Source organism: Streptomyces sp. NRRL S-118 (genome assembly GCF_000716335.1).
Classification (GTDB): domain Bacteria; phylum Actinomycetota; class Actinomycetes; order Streptomycetales; family Streptomycetaceae; genus Streptomyces.
In genome coordinates, this window is sequence record NZ_KL591016.1 from 103,314 (window position 1) to 104,679 (window position 1,366).

General features: G+C 75.2%; 2 protein-coding genes. Both read left to right on the forward strand.

Annotation, left to right across the window (positions count from 1 at the left end):
* Positions 1 to 233: 233 nt before the first annotated feature.
* A complete protein-coding gene (locus IH00_RS0124875) occupies positions 234 to 764 on the forward strand; it encodes a SigE family RNA polymerase sigma factor (protein ID WP_031077241.1) in 531 nt (176 codons plus the stop codon).
* Positions 761 to 1,366 (forward strand): hypothetical protein (locus tag IH00_RS0124880; protein WP_052411612.1); only part of this gene is annotated, 606 nt, incomplete at its 3' end. The genes IH00_RS0124875 and IH00_RS0124880, both read left to right, overlap by 4 nt.

Consider the following 1,366-nt stretch of genomic DNA (forward strand, 5'->3'; position numbering starts at 1 on the left):
GCCAAGCTCGTGGAACTGCCCGGCAAGCCCGGCTGGGGCGCCTGGTACGCCACCACGCCCACCAAGGCCGGCGACGGCCACGCCGTCACCCTGTACGACCGCCACGGCAGGGTCCTCGCGGAGCTGCCCGGCTTCGTCCGCTGACCTCCGTCGATCCGTTCCGCATGCGCGGCAGGGCCCGGCACGGGGCGGGCCCTGCCGCCTTCCCGCCGCCGACCGCGAGGACCGTCACCGTGCCGCACGAGAACACCTCCGACTTCGCCGAGTTCGCCACCGCGGCCTGGCCCCGTCTGGTCCGCACGGCCCACCTGCTCACCGGCGACTTCCACGAGGCCGAGGACCTGGTGCAGACGACGCTGGCCAAGGTGTACGGGCGCTGGCGGTCGGTGCCGCGCGACGAGGTCGACGCGTACGTGCGCCGCGCCCTGGTGAACAACAACCTGAGCCGGTTGCGCAGAAGACGCGTCGCGCACCTGCTGATGCCGTTCCTGCCCGAGACAGCGCACCACTCCCACGCGGGGCACGCCGAAGCCGTGGAACTGCACACGGTCCTGTGGGAAGCGCTGGAAACCCTGTCCGCCCGCCAGCGCGCCGTGATGGTCCTGCGGTACTGGGAGAACCTGAACGAGCAGGACATCGCCGGCGTACTGGACTGCTCCGTCGGCACCGTCAAGACCCACGCCCGGCGCGCGCTGGAGGCCCTGCGCGCCCACGCCGCCTTCACCGGCGGCCGGCCCCACGCCTCCTCCGGAGCGAAGCGATGATCCCCGAATCCGAAGCCCGGTCCGCGACCCCGGTCCCCGAGGAAGCCACGGCACGACCCGAAGAAGCCCGCGAGCTGCGCACCGCGTTCGCGGACGCGGCCGACGGCATCACGCCCGGCCCGGTGCCCCTCGCCGCGGTCGTCCGCGCCGGCCGGGCCCGCGTGCGCCGCCGCGCGGCGGGGCTGGCGGTCTGCTGCGGGCTGCTCGTGGCCTCCCTCGCCCTCGCCCTGCACCCCCTGCTCGCCCCGGAGGGCGAAGGGTCCGTGGTGACCCCGGCCTCCCCGACGGCCAGCCCGTCGCCGGCGCCGTCCCGGCCCCGCACACCGCCCGCGAGCCCGACCCAGGTGGTGGCCCCGGGCGAGCGCGTGCAGGCAGCCCCCGGCGTGGAGCTGTGGCTCACCCCCGAGGGCAAGCACTGGTCCACCGGCGACGGCGGCGAGAACTTCCGCAGTGCCGTCGACGGCAACCTCGACATGGCCCAGCCGGGCATCAGCCACCAGACCGAGGGCAGCACCGACGGCCTGTTCCACTCCGGCGTCTACTACGGGACCAAGGCCGCCGCCCGCGTCGTGCTCACCGACGCGGCGGGCCGCACCACCACG